Genomic DNA, 19,103 nt, shown 5'->3' on the forward strand with positions numbered 1-19,103 from the left:
TATGACCTTACTTTTTACTCTATATTCATCATTTCTTCGCGTGTTAACTCAGGCAGCAACAGCAGGACGCCGACCTTATAAAAAGCAGTGTGTAAACGTGAGTTTGAGCGTGATCTTGTTAGCATTAGCGACCCCAAGCTACGCGCATTTTCCCTTTTGCGAATGCACAATGGACGCAGGGAAAATCCAGTGCAAAGCGGGCTTTTCAGATGGCTCAGGAGCGTCAGGAGTAACGGTTGATTTGATTTCGTATGATGAAGAAATCATCCAACAAAACCAATTTAGCGAAGCGTCTACCGCCGAATTTGCCCCTTATGAAGGCGAGTTTTACATCCTATTAGACGCAGGCCCAGGCCATACCGTCGAAGTAGATTGGCATGATATCCAAGGCCTAAATCGATGAGTACGCTCGTTATTATCAAACCAGCGGGTGTGCGCCACGAGAACATAGGGGTACTGTTATTCGCGCTATTAGTGCTTGGTTTAGCGGCGGGGTATATTGACTATTCAGCCGCACCTCGCGCTGCGCAGCACTCCACCATGACAGATCAAATTGACTCTCGCCATGATCTCAACCCTATTGAACAAGGTCTGCATGCCGATCTCAAAGCGGCAGCAGAAGACATCCTATGGCGTCTAGCTGAGCAGGAACCTGTGACCCTGAAAGATCTCAACGATGATTTGATTCCCCCTTTTGCAAACGATGTGGTCAGCCAAGAACGGGGAGGCCACCAATGGCGTTTAGTGTCTACTCCCGACCAAGATTACTGGTTATATATTGGCTCAAGCGCCAAACCTTCAATCGCAGGTAGCTTTGCGCTGCTGGTCAATACAAACCTAACCCACAACACACCCCCGACATCCAAGGAATCGGCGGATGCGATCAAAGCCAGCCTGTGGTTTATAGCGAAGCCAGCACCCAATTTACCAACAACAGACAATCTGTTACCCAACCACTCAACTATCGAGAACGCATTAAAAACCGTCGGTTGGAAACAGGTTGTTTCTCACTTTGATGCCAGCGTTACTCGTCCCGGAACTTAATACCATGCCCGCTAATAGCAATCCCTTTATCCGTATCCTAGGCGTACTGATCGCCACCAGCGGATTACTGATTAGTCTCAACAGCCATGCCGCCCCGTTACGCATTGGCGTGACTCTGCACCCTTACTACAGCTATGTCTCTAATATTGTAGGGGAGTATGGCGAGGTTATTCCGATGATCCCCGAGGGCTTTAACCCTCATGCCTACGAACCGCGCGCAGAAGAAATCAAACGCGTAAGCACGTTAGATGTGGTCGTATTGAACGGTATTGGTCATGACGACTTTGCAGAACGGATGATAGCCGCCTCTGAAAAGCCGAATATACCAATAATAGAAGCGAACAAAGATGTTCCACTTTTACCGGCGATTGGTGCAATGAACCAATCCCGCCAAGGAGAAAACATAGTTAATGCCCATACTTTTTTATCAATTACCGGTTCGATTCGACAGATCCAAACCATTGCAAAAGAACTCGGCAAACTCGACCCCGAACACGCAAAGGCTTTTCGAAAAAACGCCCGACGTTACGCCAAAACTCTTCGTCAAATTCGTGCAGACGCGTTATCTCAGTTAACACAAATACCCGGTAACCAATTACGAGTCGCCACTATCCATGGAGCATACGATTACATGCTGCGCGAGTTTGGTATTGAGGTAACTGCCGTGGTTGAACCTGCACATGGTGTTGAACCTAGCCCCTCTCAACTGGCTAAAACCATTGATATGATTCGCAATCTCGATGTCGATATTATTTTCTCCGAACTCAATTTCCCATCGCCTTATGTCGATACTATCCGCCAAGAAACCGGCGTCCAGCTCTATCCGCTCTCCCATATTATTTACGGCGCGTATTACCCAGAAAAATTTGAAAAAGAGATGGCCGAAAATTTCCAAACCGTCGTGCAAGCGATTAAAGCAATATCTGCGGCGCACTCACCAGTGGCTGACCAAGCGACTAAGGAGACGCCATGAATGTTCAAGCAAAACCGGTTAGCCTGCGTGGGCCACACATTCATTTTAAAGAAGTCAGCTTACGGTATGGCCAAAGTCACATACTAGACGACATAAACCTCCATGTTAGCCCCGGACAAATCTTCTCTGTAGTGGGCCCAAATGGAGGAGGAAAATCGTCATTATTACGCTGCCTGTTAGGACAGGCGCCTCATACCGGGGAAATAAGTCTGCTGTGGCCTAATCAACCAGGCACCGTTGGCTACGTACCTCAGGCACTCGAATTTGACCGCAGTCTACCCATGACGGTGATGGATTTTATGCGGGCTCTCAGCTCAAAACGTCCCTCTTTTTTACCCCTTAAATCACAAGATAAAACGCGTATAACCAACGCGCTGGAACAGGTAGGGCTCAGCCAAAAAGCCAATCGGCGCATGGGAGATTTATCAGGAGGTGAGCGCCAGCGAGTCCTCATGGCACAAAGCCTGATCCCTAGCCCTGATCTACTTATCTTAGATGAACCCATGGCGGCCTTGGATGAAGCAGGAGTTCAGGTTTTCCAACGCTTGATCCAATCGCTCAAAGAGGAGGGGGTGACCATCGTATGGGTAGAGCATGATTTAGCCGCCGTTAGGCGTTTAGCTGATTCCGTCGTAGGTATTTGCCAGCAACTTTTATTTAGGGGCGACCCACGTGTAGAACTAACCCCTGAAAAAGCAATGCGCATGCTTACCCACCCCTTCTTTGCTGCTAACCCATAAGGGTACTCACTATGATGGATTCGTTACGTTTAAGCGTTCAACACTTAGCGTCTCACGGTTATTTACCCAGTTCTCTGGAGTACGGTTTCGCCTTTAACGCCGTATTGGCTGGACTGATTATTGGTCCCGTTTTAGGTTTGTTAGGCACCTTAGTGGTGGTCAAACGCCATGCGTTTTTTTCTGAAGCGGTGGGGCACTCAGCACTCACGGGTGTGGCGATTGGCATTCTATTAGGTGAATCCTATAGCGGGCCTTATGGTGCCTTATTTGGCTATTGCATCATGTTTGGCTTAGGCCTTAATTACCTCAAAAACCGGACAGGGCTGACAGCCGATACCCTCATTGGCGTGTTTCTTTCTCTGTCATTAGCGCTAGGTGCCAGTGTGCTCCTGATATTAGCGGGCCGTATCAATGTGCACATTCTGGAAAATGTGCTCTTTGGCTCAATTTTAACGGTGACTCACACTGACATTATTGTGCTAGCGGTTGTCGCTCTACTAGTGACGGCGCCTGTCATCCTATTTTATAACGCCTTTATGCTCGCAAGCTTTAATCCCGGCTTGGCTGCCGTCAGGCAAGTGCGAGTTAAAACGCTCGACTACCTATTTATCTTACTCGTGACCATAGTAACCGTGGCCTCAGTGAAAGTTATTGGGGCAGTTTTGGTCGGTGCGTTATTAGTTATTCCAGCGGCTGCCGCCAAAATTATCTCTCGGTCACTCACTATGTTCGTCACATTGAGCACCGTATTTGCCTTAGTAGCAACGCTCAGCGGCATTATTGTCCCTATGGAGTTGGCGCTTCCAGTCCCCTCAGGTGCAGCAATCATCCTATCAGCAGGCGTCATATTTTTGTCTGCAGTTCTTGCCCGAGCCCTTATCCCTAGCCTAAAAGGAAGCCAATAATGTTTAAACCAGCACTCGCCATACTCACATGTATCGCTTCTTGCTTAATGGCTTCAATGACTTTCGCCAGCGATACACACATTTTGACAGCTCACCCTGCCACCTATGCCATAGCCAGATCTCTTACACACGAAACAAGCATCAAGATTACCCCTGCCGCGCCGCTCAAATTACCCGCTTCTCGCTTGTATTCTTACTTGGCTGGCCGCGGCAAAACGAAATTAATCCCTTTGGCCCAAACCGCTAATGCTGTCATCACCTTACACTCGCTATGGCCAGACGATCCGATTTATCCACATAGTCGTCGCTCTAATATACGTATTGTCCCCATCGACGCCGCACAGCCCTTAGATCAAGCCTTACCCGGCATAGCCACTATGCCGCCCGATAATAATCCAGACTTATATGAGCACTTTAATTTAGCGCCGATGCCCGCAAACGGTGAACAATCCGCCCCTTGGTTATCCCCAACGGCTTTAGGACGCATGGTAGATATTGTGGCGCGTGATCTCATGTCACTTTCGCCATCAGACACCGCCCAGATTGAAGAAAACCTAGCCGCTATAAAACATGAACTCCTTGTGCAAAAAGCCAAGACAGATCAAGCTTTAGCGAATGCTGACTCGTTAGTAACGCTCGCCTTAGGGCCCCATTTTGGTTACTTAGCCGCCGACTTAGGGCTAGAACTAGTGGGGACCATCACCGCATCTTCCCGGGAATGGGATGATGCCCGTCTCTCGTTGCTCTCTCAATGGATAGCCGAAGAAGATGTTGCGCTCGTTTTAGTAGACTCACATACCGTTACGCCAGCCATGCTAACGAGTATTAAAGCCAGTGGGGCACAACCCGTCTCCTTAGTTGGCGCCGCATTAAATACGCTGACCCCGATTGATTGGATAGGGCAAAACGTAGCGGCTATAGAAAAAGCCAGCACTCAATCCGAGTAAACCTAAGGCCGCGGCTTTATAGGTGCAGCCATGTATTCTACGACGCTATTTGAGTGACATTTAAATCGCCCATATTGTAATGATAACGATTATTGTTTAGTTTACGTGTTTTATTCAACAACCGTTATCCAATACAGGCTTGCTTTACATGTCTACTCGCGAAACCATGGCCCCGAAAGAGTTTGAAAAGCTTTATCAGCTCCATCATTCTTGGTTGCGTAACGTGCTCTTTCATCTACTGGGTAATAACGAAGACGCCGCCGATTTAGCGCAAGATGCTTTTATCCGCTTATGGCATCGCCCTAAAACGTTAGACACCACACAGCAAGTACGCGCTTACCTGCGTGTTATTGCACGAGGCTTGTGCGTCGACCTCTGGAGGCGGCGGCAAGTAGAACAAGCTTGGTTAGATACTTTAGCCAACCACCCCGACATCGAAGCACCATCCACCGAGCATCAGGTCACTATATTGCAAGCACTAACCGATATTGATCATATGCTTATCTCATTGCCAAAAAATGTATCTAAAGCCTTTACACTATCGGTTATTCAAGGGAAAACAGGTAAAGAAATCGCTAACGAGCTGTCTGTAAGTGAACGTATGGTTCGCCATTACTTATCAAACTCGCAACTCAACCACCAGCTCACCACCTACGCGGCGATAGCCTGACATTATCGTCACCTCGCGCATTAACCCCAACCCCTCTCAAACAGCAAATCTGTACTGACTTAAAAAATTGGCAGAATTTGTGCATTATTAAAAAAACTGACCAACTAGACAGGTTTCTTGTACTATAGGGCCGTTTATTATAGGCCTCTATTATAGACCTAACCTGTTTAAGTATCTGAAACTATAAGATAAAAGTCAGAAAACTTGTGAGCTGTCGTTAGTTTATAACAACGTCAATTCCGCACTGTAAACGCACAAGCCGCCATGATGTGGCACAAAATGAGGCATAGAGAATGGATCCTTATCTGAACGATTGGCTAAGCTTGGTTATTCGTTTTTTACACGTCGTAACGGCAATTGCTTGGATTGGCGCATCGTTTTACTTCGTGTGGCTCGACAACACATTACAGACACCCCCCGATTGGAAAAAAAAGAAGGGGATCTCAGGTGACTTGTGGGCAGTGCATGGTGGCGGTTTCTACGAAGTAGCTAAATACAAATTAGCTCCCGAAAGCATGCCGGAAACCCTCCATTGGTTTAAATGGGAGGCCTATAGCACATGGATTACCGGCTTTTTGATGCTGATACTGATTTATTATATCGGTGCAGATGCCTACTTAATTGACCCAAATAAAGCCGATATCAGCCAAACGACGGCCATATTGATCGGAGTAGGGGCTATTTTTGGTAGCTACTTTATCTATGATTTTGCCTGCAAAACGCCACTGGTTGAAAAAGGCCTGTTATTTGGCATTGTAATGCTAGTGTTACTGACGTTTTTAGCTTGGTTGCTCGGTTTAGTATTTAGCGATCGCGGTACATATATTCACATTGGTGCGATTATCGGTACTTGCATGGCGGCCAATGTGATGACGGTTATTATGCCCGGGCAAAGAGCACTCGTAACAGCGGTAGAGAAGGGCGAAGCCCCTGACCCTAAGTACGGTTATAACGCCAAACTGCGCTCTGTACACAATAACTACGCCACGTTACCCGTACTCTTTATTATGCTGAGTAATCACTACCCAATGACCTTTGGCCATGAATACGGCTGGCTAGTACTCGGCGCTATCATGTTAATCGCAGCATGGGCACGCCACTTCTTTAACTTGCGTCACCGCGGTATCGTTAAGCCTTCCATTCTAATTTCCGCTATTGTGGCTTTTGCCGCGCTGGCATGGGTATTAAAACCAACACCCATCGAAGCGGTTGAAGGCTCTACCGGTTTAACGGATGCACAAGCCATCACACTAGTGAAAGATAAATGCGGTACCTGCCACAGCAAAGCGCCAACCGATGATGTTTTCACCGTTGCACCCTCTGGTGTTATGTACGATACAAGCGACGAAATTATGAACTGGCTGCCCCGTATTCATGCCCGAGCCATTATCTCTAAGGATATGCCGTTTATGAATAAAACCGAGATGACCGATGAGCAGCGTGCGCAATTATCCGAATGGATTACTAAAAAGCAGGCAGCCAAATAGCTTATCGCTATAAGATTTCACTCTTGTGAACCGTACGTGCCACATGGATTCCGAGCCGCTTAGCCATCCTAGTTAAGTTAGCTCGGTCCATTTCTAAACGTCGTGCTGTTACCGCCCAACTTCTCCTTCTTTACGAAGTCGCTGGTGGATGAGGTCACGCCAAAATACCGCTGTAGCGTATCTTAAGCCCGCTTAATATCGACAGTTTTATGAGAAGGCTACCTCATTAACAATCCAAGCAACAGATTCTTGTTGTTGCTGCTGAGTTGGAGCGGTAAAGCTTTATTTGGCTTACCTCAGACTGACACCACAACCCTTCAAAATAATATGGATCAATGTATCGCTGGCGGAATCATAATGACGGTTTGCTAACGGGTGGCTACCGAGTGCAGATTCAATCTGCACCGCAAAATCGGCGTAATGTTGAGTTGATGACCAGAGCAAAAAGATCAGGTGCGCCGGATCAATAGGGTCCATCTTTCCTTGATCGATCCAGCTTTGGAAAACAGCGGTTCGTTGATCAAACCAGGCTTGATAACCATCGCTGAAATAATCTTGCAGTTGAGGGGCGCCGCTAATAATTTCTTTAGCGAATAAACGCGAAGCGAGAGGATAGGCCCTCGCAAAATGAATTTTTTCTCGAATATACTCGGGTAAGACTTCTGCCGGGTTATGTTCAGGCGTTAGGTCATTAAGGGTGTTATCCCATAGCTCAATCGCTTGCTTGAGCACTGCCGTATATAGGCCCAGTTTATTTTTGAAGTAATAGTGCAAATTGGCCTTAGGCAGCTCAGCACGATCAGCAATTTTTTGCATACTCGCACCTTTAAAGCCATATAAAGCAAACTCCTCTTCCGCCGCGCGGAGTATTACCTCCTCGTTCTTTTGACGGATACGCCCTACATTTGGGGCGTCCTTTTCAACATCTACTGTCATTCATTAACCCCCACAGGACTCGCCCTCACTCATAGCAAAGTGGCTCACCTAATAACACAAGTCTTTATGATCAGTGCCACAAAAAGCAGCTATTATAGCGGCAGGGAAAAGATAACCACCTACTTAATTACCACTAGCAACAGCGTGGACTCTTCAGTAGGTGGTTAGTACGTAATAGAGGTGTTAGCTTAGCGCATTATTTAGGTTTTAATCGGATCTATCGCATCCGCAATTTCTGACTTAGCCACAGACTCTACACTAGCTGTTTGGCTCGCATCCTCTTCTGGCAAGATAAGACTTAAGATAATCGCCGATAAACCACCTGTGGTAATCGCTGAGCCAAAAATATTTTGTACCACTTTTGGCATTTGACTGAGCACTTCTGGATTTAGCGCAACGCCTAAACCCGTACCGAACGCGACAGCCATAATTAACATACTGCGTCGCCCAAGTGGCTCAGAAGCCAGGATCTTGATACCTGCGGCCGCGACGGTACCAAACATAATTAGCGTCGCTCCACCTAGAACAGGTTTAGGTATCATCTGCAGCACTCCACCGATAATAGGGAAGAGGCCTAAAATAACTAAAATGCCGGCAATAAAATAACCCACATAACGACTTGCCACCCCAGTTAACTGAATTACGCCGTTGTTTTGGCTAAACGTTGTATTAGGGAAAGTGTTAAATGCCGCTGCTAACATTGAGTTGAGCCCATCGGCAAACACGCCCCCTTTAATTCGGCCGATATACTCATCTCCTTTTATGGGTCGTTTAGAAATCAAACAGTTCGCCGTTAAGTCGCCAGTAGACTCAATAGCGGTAATCAAATAGATCAACGCAATGGGTAAAAACGCAGACCAATCAAATGAAAAACCGTATTTAAAGGGAACGGGAATAGAGATAGCAGGCAAAGCGGCTAAATTACCAAAGGACAGTTTTCCCATAAAAGCGGCAACGACACACCCCGCTATTAAGCCGATGATAATAGACGATAAGCGTAACCAAGCATTGCTAGAGCGATTAAGCATGATGATTGTAACCAGTACAAATCCTCCCAATGCTAAATTCGCACCACTGCCAAAGTCCGGAGCCTTAAAGCCACCGGCTAAGTCAGTGACTCCTACTTTAATTAAGCTTGCACCAATAATAGTAATCACGATACCCGTCACAAGCGGGGTGACTATGCGACGTAATTTACCAATGAATTGGCTCAGTACAATCTCAACGAATGCACCTAAAAAACACACACCGACAATCAAGGACAGAATCTCTTCTGGCCCGCCACCTTTACCTTTAGCGATAAAGCCAGCCGCTAAGACAGAGCTTAAAAATGCAAAACTAGTCCCTTGTACACACACCATTCCCGAGCCAATACCCCACGGTCGACGCGCCTGAATAAAGGTTCCCACACCGGATACGATTAGCGCCATGCTAATCAAATACGGAATATGTTCTCCTAAGCCTAGCACGCCACCAATAATCAACGTGGGTGTAATTATCCCCACGAAGCTGGCTAATACATGTTGTAACGCTGCAAAAACGGCCTCCAAAAAAGGTGGCTTATCATCCAATTGATACAGTAGTTCTGAACCTGTTCCTTGCTCTTTCATGGGGATCTCCCGCTTGTTGATATAGCGCCTTCAATCTTGAATAAACGGGTTATTTAGGATTAAAGCCAATCTTACTGTGCTGTATAGCAAAAACCTGACCAATTGATCAGAAAAAATGAATTTAAATATAAGTTATTGATAGTATTAACATTTATGAAGATACACACGGCTGTTCTCATAGATCGTTCAAATAGCTAATGCATCATAAAAGAGCTCTTTAAGAGAAAAAGCGACATTTTGGGGAAATTTATTGGCTAGGTTATACACAGGAAGCCGCTGTAATTTTATCCTAGTAGTTAAAGAACACGACGACATCTAGTAGTTAGTCACAATTGCATCCACACAACTTATGCACAGAAAAAGTTTTCAACAAGCCTAAGCTATTGAAATTATTTACTATTCACAAAGTTATACTGAAGTTATTATCTGTTAGCGTTTATGCTCTGCAATAAACCTGTGGATAAATCCAAGCACACGTTTTTTACACTTATTAACATACTACACAGGTTTATACACAAATTTTCCTCTTAAGCATCCACGGATGTAATAAAATTAAATCGTTTGTGAATAAGCTATGTAAGGCAAGGGGTAAGAGATGGGGGTAATCATGTGAATAAATAGGGGTGTGCATAACTAGGCTTTTTACACACAGGCTATCCAAAACATGAACAGAGCTAAATGACAGAATTACGCCGCAGTTGTCATTGCTATAACTTATTGATTATTATGGTTAAATATTGGATACAAACAGAAAAGAGGTTCCCTTATAATAACAACCATAACAATACTTCTTTCTTTATATACATATATATTCTTTCTTTAGTTAATAAAAAGAAGAAAATTATATTTGGTTAATTTTTAACCATTTCTTCCTGATTAACTCCGCTGTATAATGCTCGGCCCGTTTTCCTAATACCGTCTTCAACGGAAGGAAAACATCGATTTATTACATTGTTTGAGGGTTGTGTTTTGGATTATCCGGATCGCTTTGATGTCATTGTTATTGGCGGTGGACATGCAGGTACTGAAGCTGCATTAGCTTCTGCTCGTATGGGTGCCAAAACTCTATTGCTTAGCCATAACATCGAAACGTTAGGCCAAATGTCATGCAACCCAGCCATAGGTGGTATTGGTAAGAGCCATTTGGTTAAAGAAATTGATGCACTTGATGGTGCAATGGCTAAAGCAGCAGATAAAGGCGGTATACAATTTCGGGTATTAAATTCTCGAAAAGGGCCTGCTGTAAGAGCAACACGAGCTCAAGCTGACCGTATTCTTTACAAAGCGGCGATTCGCGAAATTTTAGAAAACCAACCAAACTTACAATTATTCCAGCAAGCTGCGGACGATTTGATCGTCGAACAAGATCAAGTCAAAGGCGTTGTTACACAAACAGGTATTCGTTTTTATGCCGAGTCTGTTGTACTAACGGCGGGCACCTTTTTAGGTGGGGTTATTCATATTGGTTTGGATAATCATTCAGGTGGCCGCGCTGGTGATCCTCCTTCAATCGCTCTCGCTAAACGTTTACGTGAAATGCCGTTTAGAGTGGATCGTTTAAAAACGGGAACACCCCCCCGTATTGATGCACGCAGTGTTGATTTTTCAGTTATGCAAGAACAGCCCGGCGATACTCCTCTGCCTGTCATGTCTTTCATGGGCTCGGTAGACGATCACCCTCAGCAAATTAGTTGTTACATTACTTATACTAATGAGCGCACCCACGATATTTTACGCGCAGGGTTAGATCGCTCACCGATGTATACCGGAGTGATTGAAGGGGTTGGGCCACGTTACTGCCCATCGATAGAAGATAAGATCATGCGTTTTGCTGATAAAAATCAGCATCAAATCTTTGTTGAGCCCGAAGGGTTAACGACGCACGAGCTTTACCCAAACGGGATATCAACCAGTTTACCTTTTGATATTCAATTGGCCGCTGTGCGCTCGATTAAGGGGTTTGAGAACGCACATATTCTTCGCCCTGGTTATGCCATCGAATATGATTACTTCAACCCACAAGACTTAAAGCACACACTTGAAACTAAGTATATGAACGGTCTTTATTTTGCCGGTCAAATAAACGGTACAACGGGTTATGAAGAAGCAGGTGCGCAAGGGTTATTAGCAGGCTTAAATGCGGCAGCTCGCTCTCAGGGTAAAGATCAATGGTATCCGCGTCGTGATGAAGCGTATATTGGTGTGTTAGTTGATGATCTAATTACGATGGGCACCTCTGAACCGTATCGTATGTTTACCAGCCGTGCGGAATACCGTTTAATTCTGCGAGAAGATAATGCCGACCTGCGTCTGACCGAAAAAGGGCGAGAACTAGGTTTGGTAGGTGATGAACGATGGGCTGCTTTCTGTAAAAAGCGTGAATCTATTGAACTAGAACAGCAGCGCTTGCGCAGTACATGGATTCAACCAAATACCCCTGAAGCCGAAAAACTAGCGGCTAAGCTCTCTTCTCCTATGAATCGAGAATATAACTTAGCTGATTTATTAAAGCGCCCTGAGCTATCGTATGCCGACGTGGCTACCTTGAAAGGTGAACATCAAGAAGATCCACAAGTCGCTGAGCAGGTTGAAATTCAATTTAAATACGCTGGCTATATTGATCGTCAACTAGAAGACATTGAAAAGATGCGCCTTCAAGAGGACACACCTCTGCCGGAATCTTTCGACTATGACATCATAGGCGGGTTGTCGAACGAGCTGAAAAGTAAATTGAATCAGCAACGCCCTTCAACGTTAGCACAAGCATCCCGTATTCAAGGAATGACACCGGCAGCTATTTCTCTGCTGTTAGTTCAGTTGAAAAAACAACAAATGCTAAAAAAACAAAAGGTGGCTGGTTAATGGAACTGACACAACGTCGTGCTTTACTGGAGAAGCGTATCAAACAGATGTCGCTAGAAGTCTCAGCAACACAGTTGGATCAGTTAGTTGATTACTTAGGGTTATTGGAAAAGTGGAATAAAGCATTTAATTTAACCGCTATTCGTAACCCTGAAGAAATGATAGATCGTCATTTGGTTGACAGCCTGAGTGTCTTAAATATTGTTCAAGGGCCACGTATTGTAGACGTGGGCAGTGGACCTGGATTACCCGGTATTCCGTTAGCTATTTGTCGCCCGGATCTGTCTGTAACAACACTTGACAGCAATGGCAAAAAAACGCGTTTTCAAAACCAAGTTAAATTAGCACTCGGTTTAGATAATCTCACCATTATTAATGGCAGAGCTGAGCAGTGTGAAGCCGAGCCATTTAATGAAGTGATCTCGCGCGCATTTGCCTCATTGTCTGATATGATCACATGGACTCGGCAGTTATGTGCGACCGATGGTGTGTTTTTGGCAATGAAGGGACAATACCCCGCAGAAGAAATCGCGGCCATGCCAGAAGGGATTCGTCTTAAAACCACTCATCCACTGACTGTACCGGGAACCGATGGAGAAAGGCATCTGATCGTGCTTGAGCATGTACCAGAGAGAGGATAAGCGTGGCAAAGATTCTAACCATTACGAACCAGAAAGGCGGCGTCGGTAAAACAACAACCTGCGTTAATCTGGCTGCTTCATTAGCTGCTACAAAGAAACGTGTCCTCATGATCGACCTTGACCCTCAAGGTAATGCCACAATGGGCAGCGGTGTCGATAAACACGAATTAGAATACTCCGCCTATGAAGTACTCACTGATCAATGTGAAGTGACACAAGCCGTATTGACAGGTTTACCTGTCGGCTATGATGTTATTGGTTCTAATGGTGATCTTACGGCAGCGGAAGTCGAGTTATTGCAATTACCTCGACGAGAGTTCCGGATGAAAAAGGCACTGTTAAATATTGCTGATCAATATGACTTCATCTTAATTGATAACCCACCGTCGCTTAACTTACTGACGGTCAATGCGTTAGCTGCTTCCTCTGGTGTCATTATTCCCATGCAGTGCGAATACTACGCGTTGGAAGGAATCAGTGCCTTAATAGGTACTATCGATAAAATCAATAAACGTTTAAACCCTGAATTACGTATAGAAGGGATTTTACGGACCATGTTTGATCCGCGAATGAGCTTAACTAAGGATGTATCAAATCATCTAGTCGAATACTTTGGCGATAAAGTGTACCGCACAGTCATCCCGCGTAATGTTCGTCTAGCTGAAGCACCATCTCATGGATTGCCAGCCTTACTTTATGATAAAAATTCTCGCGGATCGGTGGCTTATTTAGCATTGGCCGGGGAGCTTATTCGCAAAACAAACAAAGCAAGTACTGAAGCCTCTGTCCCAGAACAAACAGAACATCAGCAAGCAACGCAACAGGATTAATTGAGTTATGGTTAAAAAAAGAGGCTTAGGTCGTGGTCTGGATGCATTATTAGCCAGCGTTAATACGGTAGAAGAAGTTTCTGTTGAGTCTGCTTCGGACAGTGATCACGTATCAAGCGCGGCTAAAGACATGAGTGATGGCTATCGTCTTATGTCTGTGGATGTCATCGAACGTGGACGTTATCAACCACGTCGAGATTTAGAACCCGAAGCCTTAGAAGATTTAGCAAACTCAATTCGTGCGCAAGGCGTTATGCAGCCAATTGTCATACGACCAATTGAAGCCGAAGGCCGTTATGAGATTATCGCGGGTGAACGCCGTTGGCGCGCTTCTCAAATGGCGGGTTTGACTGAAATACCGGTCGTGATAAAAGATGTGCCCGATGAAGCCGCTATAGCGATGGCGCTTATCGAGAACATTCAACGCGAAAATTTAAACCCAATGGAAGAAGCTATAGCGCTCCAGCGTCTGCAAGACGAGTTTGAATTGACGCAACAGGAAGTCGCCGATGCCGTCGGTAAATCTCGTTCGGCCGTAACTAACCTATTACGCTTAATGAAGCTTACCAGCGATGTTCGTATGTTACTTGAGCATGGCGATATAGAAATGGGTCATGCAAGAGCCTTGCTTGGTTTAGAAGGGCTGAAACAAGTCAGTGCAGGTAACGAAGTGGTGGCCAAAGGCTTATCCGTGCGCCAAACAGAAGAGCTAGTGCGTAAATGGCAAGCAACTACGCCTGAAAAAGCACCGAAACAAACACAATTACCCAACCCTGCTCTGGATTCTATTGCGACTAGCTTATCCGAACGCCTTGCGGCTAAGGTGACGATAAATCAAAACCAAAAAGGCAAAGGTAAAATCACGATTGCCTATGATTCGCCCGAAGCATTAGATACACTCTTGAACTCACTAAAATAAGGTGTAAAAGCATCGAATAACAAGCGTGAGTTCTGTAGGATAACAAAATGGCAATGTCGCACTTTATTTGGCATAAATACCACCCTAAGTGCACATAAAGCCGCCTAAAGAGCTATTTAGAATAAAAACTCGGGACATTAGTATGATCTGCGCTAAGACATTAGTGCAAATCCCGACAGTAGCTAGTTGAGTATCGGGGCTGAACCCCATATAATCGGCACGCTATTTGGATACAGTGTTCCAAAATAGGGCATAAAGAGTTTGATTTGCACGTGAACGAAAGCCAAGCCATCAAACCGGGTAAGCATACCCGTGAGACGCGAAAACGCGCTTTCAGAGTTCTCGGCGTTCAAGCTGGCATCGCGTTAATTGCCGCCGCTATCGCTCTAACAAATGGAGTCGTAGCTGGCTATTCAGCGTTGTTAGGTGGTGTCATTTATTTGATTCCACAAACCTATTTTACATGGCGCGCTTTATCGCTCCGTAATTTTGGCTCGGCACGAGCTGCACTTGCGGATATGTACATCGGTGAAATATGGAAAATGATGATTTACTTGGTTTGCTTAGGCTTAGCCTTGTTCTTCGTTAAACCGATAAGTCCATTTTCCATATTTTCAGTTTTGATTTTGCTGCATTTAAGCCATGGCTTTCTGCAGATAAAACTGAATAACCGATTCCTAAAACTTTAAACTTAACGAGAGAGCTGAGAATGGCTAGCGGAACTATCACATCCTCAGAATATATATCCCATCACCTTACCAATCTTACGTTTGGTAACCACCCTGAAAACGGCTGGAGCTTTGCTCATTCAGCGGTTGAAGCGGCGGAGATGGGTTTCTGGGCTATCAACGTTGACACAATGCTATGGTCGTTAGGCCTCGGTATCCTATTTTTATGGCTTTTCCGAAAAGTCGCTAAAAATGTTACTGCGGGCGTACCTAATGGCACACAAAACTTTATCGAATCGATCGTCGAGTTTGTTGACGATAACGTTAAAGGCATCTTCCACTACAAAAATGCGGTGATAGCACCGTTAGCACTGACTATCTTCGTCTGGATCTTCCTGATGAATACGATGGACCTTGTGCCTGTAGATTGGATCCCGTATGTTGCCGGCCAAATGGGCATCCACTTCATGAAAGTGGTACCTACAACTGACGTAAACGCAACATTAGGTATGGCGTTTAGCGTATTTGGCTTGATTGTTTACTACAGCATCAAACAAAAAGGGTTTGGTGGCTTCTTTGCTGAATTGGCTTTCAATCCGCTCGGTAAATGGTTACTACCATTTAACTTGTTCCTGGAAGTCGTTGGCTTGCTCGCTAAACCAGTATCACTGGCATTGCGACTGTTCGGTAACATGTATGCGGGTGAGATGATCTTTATCTTGATTGCTTTGCTGCCATTCTGGCTGCAATGGATCCTGTCGGTTCCATGGGCAATTTTCCATATTTTGGTAATCACGCTGCAGGCATTCATCTTCATGGTATTGACTATTGTTTACTTAGCAATGGCGCATGATGATCACTAAAACGTGATACAACCTAAAAAAGTTTAACTTTAACCAATTAACTTTAACCTTAACTTTAAAAAAACTTGGAGATAATCTGATGGAAATGGCTACTGCGCTAGTATTTCTGGCTGCTGCACTGATGATGGGTCTGGCTGCTATTGGTGCTGCTGTAGGTATCGGCATGCTGGGTGGTAAATTCTTGGAAGGTGCTGCACGCCAGCCGGAATTGGTTCCACTTTTGCGTTCGAACTTCTTCATCGTAATGGGTCTAGTAGATGCTGTACCTATGATCGGTGTTGGTCTTGGCATGTACCTGATGTTCGCTGTTGCGGGCTAATAAGTAGTCGACAATATGAACTTCCCTTGTCGGGATAACTACTTTTTAGAACAACCGCGAGAGGTAATGGCGTGAATATCAATCTAACCATCATTGGTCAGGCTATCGCTTTCGCCATCTTCGTTGTGTTCTGCATGAAATACGTGTGGCCTCCTATTACGGATGCCCTAGCAGAACGTAAAAAGAAGATAGCTGAAGGCCTTGACGCTGCAGAACGTGCTAAGCGCGATCTGGAATTGGCGCAAGAACAAGCTGTTGCAAACATGCGTGAAAGCAAAGAGCAAGCAGCCGCCATCATCGAACAGGCTAATAAGCGGGCTAACCAGTTAATCGAAGAAGCCAAAGAAACCGCACGTGCGGAAGCTGAGCGCGTAACCGCATCAGCACAGGCAGAAATCGAACAGGAAGTTAACCGTGCTAAAGAAGAACTCCGTTCACAAGTTGCTGTATTAGCAGTAGCAGGTGCAGAGAAAATTCTTGGTGCTTCGGTTGACCAAGCAGCCCACGCTCAGCTGGTTGATAAACTAGCAGCGGAGCTTTAAGCGAGGTTTACGATGGCTGAACTCAATACAGTCGCTCGTCCTTACACGAAAGCTGCCTTCGAATTTGCGAATGACAAAGGTGCTTTGGATCAGTGGTCCGCGATGCTTGCAACACTGAGTGGTGTTGCAGCAGACAGCGATATGGCTAAGATTCTAAGCAACCCATCGCTTAGCAGTGAACAGAAAGCGGGTACGCTCATTTCTGTCTGTGAAGATTACTTAGATGAGTCAGGCAAAAACCTGATTCACTTACTCGCAGAAAATGATCGTCTCGCTCTGTTACCTGAAATGAGCAAGCAATTCGAGCAGCTCAAAGCTGTTCTACAGCAGTCTGTCGATATTGAAGTGACAACTGCCTACGAACTGGATGAGCAGCAGCAACAGAAATTAACTCAGGCTCTCAGCGCTAAGCTGGGTCGTGATGTGAAAATGACAACTGAAGTGGATCAAACCATTTTGGGTGGTGTTGTAATTCGCACGCAAGACCTGGTAATCGACGGCTCAGTTCGCGCCCGTTTGGCGAAGCTGGCTGAAGCTCTGAATTCCTGAGATTGAGGAATAATCATGCAGCAACTGAATCCATCTGAGATCAGCGAGATTCTCAAGAAGCGCATCGAAAAACTGGATGTGACTTCTGAAGCCCGAAACGAGGGCACTATCGTCAGCGTATCCGATGGTATCATTCTGATCCACGGTCTAGCTGACGTTATGTACGGGGAAATGATTGAATTCCCTGGCGGTGTTTACGGAATGGCACTCAACCTAGAGCGCGATTCAGTCGGTGCCGTAGTATTGGGTGATTACCAGAACTTGGTAGAAGGCATGACGGCTCGTTGTACTGGCCGTATCCTTGAAGTACCAGTTGGCCCTGAACTACGTGGCCGCGTTGTTGACGCACTGGGTAACCCGATTGATGGCAAAGGCCCAATCGAATCTAAATTGTCTGACGCTGTTGAAAAAGTAGCGCCAGGCGTTATCGATCGTCAATCAGTTGATCAGCCTGTACAAACAGGTCTGAAAGCGATTGATGCGATGGTACCAGTAGGCCGTGGCCAGCGTGAGCTGATCATCGGTGACCGTCAGATCGGTAAAACAGCTATTGCAATCGATGCAATCATCAACCAAAAAGATACCGGCGTGACTTGTATCTATGTTGCGGTTGGTCAGAAGCAATCGACTATTGCAAACGTAGTACGCAAACTGGAAGAGCACGGCGCAATGGATCACACCATTGTTGTTGCGGCTGGCGCAGCTGATCCTGCAGCAATGCAGTTCTTGGCTCCGTACACAGGTTGTACTATGGGTGAATACTTCCGTGACCGTGGTGAAGATGGCCTGATCGTATACGATGACTTGACTAAACAAGCCTGGGCATACCGTCAGATCTCACTATTGTTACGTCGTCCACCGGGTCGTGAAGCATACCCTGGTGACGTATTCTACTTGCACTCTCGTCTACTTGAGCGTTCAGCACGTGTAAACGCTGATTACGTTGAAAAGTTCACGAACGGTGAAGTAAAAGGTAAAACAGGTTCTTTGACTGCTCTACCAGTTATCGAAACCCAAGGCGGTGACGTTTCTGCATTCGTACCGACTAACGTAATCTCCATCACTGATGGTCAGATCTTCCTGGAAACTAGCCTGTTTAACTCAGGTGTACGTCCAGCGATCAACGCTGGTTTGTCTGTATCCCGTGTAGGTGGTGCGGCACAAACTAAGATCATCAAGAAGTTAGGTGGTGGTGTTCGTTTGGCATTGGCACAGTATCGTGAATTGGCAGCTTTCGCTCAGTTCGCATCTGACCTAGATGACGCGACACGCGCTCAGCTAGAACACGGTCAGGCTGTTACTGAGTTAATGAAGCAGAAGCAGTACACACCTATGTCTGTTGGCGAAATGGGCTTGTCTCTATTCGCAGCAAACGAAGGTTTCTTGAAAGATGTTGAACTGAACAAGATCCTGGATTTTGAAGCAGCACTTATCTCATTCTTTAACAGCGAATACGCTGACCTGATGGACTCTATTAATAAGTCAGGTAACTTTAACGATGAGATCGCTTCACAATTTAAAGCGGGTATCGAGAAGTTCAAGTCAACTCAAACTTGGTAAATGTGGCGCAGTAGTAACATGTTAATCAGGTTACTACT

The 19,103-nt window shown here is 45.6% G+C and carries 20 protein-coding genes; 18 read left to right on the plus strand and 2 right to left on the minus strand.

What is annotated here, in order from left to right; translation table 11 throughout:
• Position 1 precedes the first annotated feature (1 nt).
• From BS617_RS15920 to BS617_RS15955, 8 genes are all read left to right on the plus strand, one after another.
• Entirely contained in the window at positions 2-403 is a 402-nt protein-coding gene (locus BS617_RS15920; protein ID WP_212667474.1) for a hypothetical protein, read from the plus strand.
• The gene (locus tag BS617_RS15925; protein WP_075173982.1) at positions 400-1,044 is read left to right on the plus strand and encodes a DUF6162 family protein; all 645 of its coding nucleotides are present in this window, start codon (positions 400-402) and stop codon (positions 1,042-1,044) included. Before BS617_RS15920 ends, BS617_RS15925 begins: the two co-directional genes overlap by 4 nt.
• 4 nt (positions 1,045-1,048) lie before the next feature.
• Positions 1,049-2,017: a metal ABC transporter solute-binding protein, Zn/Mn family gene (locus tag BS617_RS15930; RefSeq protein WP_075173983.1), complete on the plus strand. Its 969-nt coding sequence runs from the start codon at positions 1,049-1,051 to the stop codon at positions 2,015-2,017.
• Entirely contained in the window at positions 2,014-2,757 is a 744-nt protein-coding gene (locus BS617_RS15935; protein WP_075173984.1) for a metal ABC transporter ATP-binding protein, read from the plus strand. Before BS617_RS15930 ends, BS617_RS15935 begins: the two co-directional genes overlap by 4 nt.
• A gap of 11 nt (positions 2,758-2,768) precedes the next feature.
• Entirely contained in the window at positions 2,769-3,662 is an 894-nt protein-coding gene (locus BS617_RS15940) for a metal ABC transporter permease (RefSeq protein ID WP_075173985.1), read from the plus strand.
• Positions 3,662-4,609 carry a metal ABC transporter solute-binding protein, Zn/Mn family gene (locus BS617_RS15945; RefSeq protein ID WP_075173986.1) on the plus strand — a complete coding sequence of 316 codons (948 nt, stop codon included), beginning with the start codon at positions 3,662-3,664 and terminating at the stop codon, positions 4,607-4,609. Before BS617_RS15940 ends, BS617_RS15945 begins: the two co-directional genes overlap by 1 nt.
• 148 nt (positions 4,610-4,757) lie before the next feature.
• Positions 4,758-5,279: an RNA polymerase sigma factor gene (locus BS617_RS15950; RefSeq protein ID WP_075173987.1), complete on the plus strand. Its 522-nt coding sequence runs from the start codon at positions 4,758-4,760 to the stop codon at positions 5,277-5,279.
• Between the two features lie 293 nt (positions 5,280-5,572).
• Positions 5,573-6,766: a urate hydroxylase PuuD gene (locus tag BS617_RS15955; protein WP_075173988.1), complete on the plus strand. Its 1,194-nt coding sequence runs from the start codon at positions 5,573-5,575 to the stop codon at positions 6,764-6,766.
• Between the two features lie 291 nt (positions 6,767-7,057).
• Here BS617_RS15955 and BS617_RS15960 read toward each other — a convergent pair whose 3' ends face one another.
• Positions 7,058-7,702, minus strand: a complete 645-nt coding sequence (locus BS617_RS15960; RefSeq protein WP_075173989.1) for a TetR/AcrR family transcriptional regulator — start codon at positions 7,700-7,702, stop codon at positions 7,058-7,060.
• A gap of 200 nt (positions 7,703-7,902) precedes the next feature.
• A complete protein-coding gene (locus BS617_RS15965; protein WP_075173990.1) occupies positions 7,903-9,312 on the minus strand; it encodes a uracil-xanthine permease family protein in 1,410 nt (469 codons plus the stop codon).
• Between the two features lie 969 nt (positions 9,313-10,281).
• Between BS617_RS15965 and mnmG the strand changes: the two genes are divergently transcribed.
• From mnmG to atpA, 10 genes are all read left to right on the plus strand, one after another.
• The gene (mnmG, locus tag BS617_RS15970) at positions 10,282-12,174 is read left to right on the plus strand and encodes a tRNA uridine-5-carboxymethylaminomethyl(34) synthesis enzyme MnmG (protein WP_075174116.1); all 1,893 of its coding nucleotides are present in this window, start codon (positions 10,282-10,284) and stop codon (positions 12,172-12,174) included.
• Positions 12,174-12,815, plus strand: coding sequence for a 16S rRNA (guanine(527)-N(7))-methyltransferase RsmG (gene rsmG / locus BS617_RS15975; protein WP_075173991.1), 642 nt, complete (start codon positions 12,174-12,176; stop codon positions 12,813-12,815). Before mnmG ends, rsmG begins: the two co-directional genes overlap by 1 nt.
• A gap of 2 nt (positions 12,816-12,817) precedes the next feature.
• Entirely contained in the window at positions 12,818-13,645 is an 828-nt protein-coding gene (locus tag BS617_RS15980; RefSeq protein WP_075173992.1) for a ParA family protein, read from the plus strand.
• Positions 13,646-13,652: 7 nt separating this feature from the next.
• Positions 13,653-14,564 (plus strand): ParB/RepB/Spo0J family partition protein, encoded by a 912-nt coding sequence (locus BS617_RS15985; RefSeq protein ID WP_075173993.1) that lies wholly within the window; start codon positions 13,653-13,655, stop codon positions 14,562-14,564.
• 272 nt (positions 14,565-14,836) lie between these two features.
• Complete coding sequence (locus tag BS617_RS15990; protein WP_249263638.1) at positions 14,837-15,253, plus strand: ATP synthase subunit I; 417 nt, start codon at positions 14,837-14,839, stop codon at positions 15,251-15,253.
• Between the two features lie 20 nt (positions 15,254-15,273).
• A complete protein-coding gene (gene atpB / locus BS617_RS15995) occupies positions 15,274-16,095 on the plus strand; it encodes a F0F1 ATP synthase subunit A (protein WP_075173994.1) in 822 nt (273 codons plus the stop codon).
• 79 nt (positions 16,096-16,174) lie between these two features.
• Positions 16,175-16,414: a F0F1 ATP synthase subunit C gene (gene atpE, locus BS617_RS16000; RefSeq protein ID WP_075173995.1), complete on the plus strand. Its 240-nt coding sequence runs from the start codon at positions 16,175-16,177 to the stop codon at positions 16,412-16,414.
• A 71-nt stretch (positions 16,415-16,485) separates the two neighbouring features.
• Entirely contained in the window at positions 16,486-16,956 is a 471-nt protein-coding gene (locus BS617_RS16005) for a F0F1 ATP synthase subunit B (RefSeq protein WP_075173996.1), read from the plus strand.
• A 12-nt stretch (positions 16,957-16,968) separates the two neighbouring features.
• A complete protein-coding gene (locus tag BS617_RS16010; RefSeq protein WP_075173997.1) occupies positions 16,969-17,505 on the plus strand; it encodes a F0F1 ATP synthase subunit delta in 537 nt (178 codons plus the stop codon).
• A 15-nt stretch (positions 17,506-17,520) separates the two neighbouring features.
• Positions 17,521-19,065, plus strand: a complete 1,545-nt coding sequence (gene atpA, locus BS617_RS16015) for a F0F1 ATP synthase subunit alpha (protein WP_075173998.1) — start codon at positions 17,521-17,523, stop codon at positions 19,063-19,065.
• Positions 19,066-19,103: the final 38 nt, after the last annotated feature.

It is taken from the genome of Neptunomonas phycophila (genome assembly GCF_001922575.1).
In the GTDB taxonomy this organism is placed as follows: domain Bacteria; phylum Pseudomonadota; class Gammaproteobacteria; order Pseudomonadales; family Balneatricaceae; genus Neptunomonas; species Neptunomonas phycophila.

What these genes read in the sequence shown, in the direction of transcription:
- BS617_RS15920 (WP_212667474.1), top strand. Translation starts at nt 2, where the DNA reads ATGACCTTACTTTTTACTCTATATTCATCATTTCTTCGCGTGTTAACT.
- atpA (WP_075173998.1), top strand. Translation starts at nt 17,521, where the DNA reads ATGCAGCAACTGAATCCATCTGAGATCAGCGAGATTCTCAAGAAGCGC.
- BS617_RS15945 (WP_075173986.1), top strand. Translation starts at nt 3,662, where the DNA reads ATGTTTAAACCAGCACTCGCCATACTCACATGTATCGCTTCTTGCTTA.
- BS617_RS15930 (WP_075173983.1), top strand. Translation starts at nt 1,049, where the DNA reads ATGCCCGCTAATAGCAATCCCTTTATCCGTATCCTAGGCGTACTGATC.
- atpE (WP_075173995.1), top strand. Translation starts at nt 16,175, where the DNA reads ATGGAAATGGCTACTGCGCTAGTATTTCTGGCTGCTGCACTGATGATG.
- BS617_RS16010 (WP_075173997.1), top strand. Translation starts at nt 16,969, where the DNA reads ATGGCTGAACTCAATACAGTCGCTCGTCCTTACACGAAAGCTGCCTTC.
- atpB (WP_075173994.1), top strand. Translation starts at nt 15,274, where the DNA reads ATGGCTAGCGGAACTATCACATCCTCAGAATATATATCCCATCACCTT.
- BS617_RS15960 (WP_075173989.1), bottom strand. Translation starts at nt 7,702, where the DNA reads ATGACAGTAGATGTTGAAAAGGACGCCCCAAATGTAGGGCGTATCCGT.
- BS617_RS15925 (WP_075173982.1), top strand. Translation starts at nt 400, where the DNA reads ATGAGTACGCTCGTTATTATCAAACCAGCGGGTGTGCGCCACGAGAAC.
- rsmG (WP_075173991.1), top strand. Translation starts at nt 12,174, where the DNA reads ATGGAACTGACACAACGTCGTGCTTTACTGGAGAAGCGTATCAAACAG.
- BS617_RS15940 (WP_075173985.1), top strand. Translation starts at nt 2,769, where the DNA reads ATGATGGATTCGTTACGTTTAAGCGTTCAACACTTAGCGTCTCACGGT.
- BS617_RS15955 (WP_075173988.1), top strand. Translation starts at nt 5,573, where the DNA reads ATGGATCCTTATCTGAACGATTGGCTAAGCTTGGTTATTCGTTTTTTA.
- BS617_RS15985 (WP_075173993.1), top strand. Translation starts at nt 13,653, where the DNA reads ATGGTTAAAAAAAGAGGCTTAGGTCGTGGTCTGGATGCATTATTAGCC.
- BS617_RS15950 (WP_075173987.1), top strand. Translation starts at nt 4,758, where the DNA reads ATGTCTACTCGCGAAACCATGGCCCCGAAAGAGTTTGAAAAGCTTTAT.
- BS617_RS15965 (WP_075173990.1), bottom strand. Translation starts at nt 9,312, where the DNA reads ATGAAAGAGCAAGGAACAGGTTCAGAACTACTGTATCAATTGGATGAT.
- BS617_RS15935 (WP_075173984.1), top strand. Translation starts at nt 2,014, where the DNA reads ATGAATGTTCAAGCAAAACCGGTTAGCCTGCGTGGGCCACACATTCAT.